The 970-nt window shown below is 66.4% G+C and carries 2 protein-coding genes; both read left to right on the top strand.

The window, feature by feature from the left end; genetic code table 11:
- Positions 1–620: amino acid ABC transporter ATP-binding protein (locus EN935_RS37760; RefSeq protein ID WP_164771801.1), on the top strand; the 620-nt coding region annotated here is incomplete at its 5' end.
- 6 nt (positions 621–626) lie between these two features.
- The coding region (locus EN935_RS37755) for a HutD family protein (protein ID WP_164771799.1) at positions 627–970 on the top strand (344 nt) is incomplete at its 3' end.

Genomic DNA, 970 nt, shown 5'->3' with positions numbered 1-970 from the left:
GCCTAAACCTGCTCATTTCTCCCAGCAGCGGGCACGTCCTGTGGTACGGCAAGCGGCTGGGCTGGAGAGAGCGCGACGGCCGGTGGATTCGGCTGGCCGAAAAGGAAATCCTGCCGATGCGGACCGAAATAGGCATGGTCTTCCAGAGCTATAATCTGTTCCCGCACATGAACGCGGTCCAGAACATCGCTGAGGCGCCGGTGACGGTCCTGGGCCGCAGCCGGAAGGACGCCACCGATCACGCCCAGGAACTCCTGGCCAAGGTCAGGCTATCGCACCGGGCGCACGCCTATCCGCACCAGATGTCAGGGGGCGAGCAGCAGCGCGTTGCCATCGCGCGCGCCCTTGCGATGCGCCCGCGGGCGCTGCTCTTCGACGAGGTCACTTCCGCCCTAGACCCCGAACTCAAGGGCGAGGTCCTGAAAGTTATTCGCGACCTTGCCGAGGAGGGCATGACGATGGTGATCGTCAGCCACGAGATGGGCTTCATGCGCAAGGTCGCGCACGACGTGCTGTTCATGCATCAGGGCGTCGTCCACGAGAGCGGGGCGGCGGACGCCTTGCTCTCCGACCCGCAATCGCCGGAGCTGCGGACCTTCCTCTCGCGCGTCACCGATTAGGCGCGCATGGCCCACACACCGGAAATCAGGCGCGGCGTCAACCTGCGCGAAGTCCGTTGGAAGAACGACCTCGGTCGGGCCTGGACCGTCTTCGAACTGTGCGGGCAGGACGGGCAGACATGGCGGGCGAGCATGGCTGAGCTGGCCCAGGCGGCGCCGTTCTCGTCTTTTGCCGGCTATGATCGCTGCATGTGCATCCTGGCCGGGGAGGTGGAGCTCCACGTGGCGGGACTCGGCACCGTCCGCCTCGACGGAACGACGCCGCCCTTCCTGTTCGATGGCGCAGCGCAGGCGAGCGGGCGCCCGACCTGCGGACATGCCCGCAATCTCAACTTGATGGCGAGGCGGGG

The organism is Mesorhizobium sp. M7D.F.Ca.US.004.03.1.1, from assembly GCF_003998635.1.
In the GTDB taxonomy this organism is placed as follows: Bacteria; Pseudomonadota; Alphaproteobacteria; order Rhizobiales; family Rhizobiaceae; genus Mesorhizobium; species Mesorhizobium loti.
Note: the sequence above shows the minus strand (reverse complement) of the source record. Positions and strands in the feature narration are given on the sequence as shown.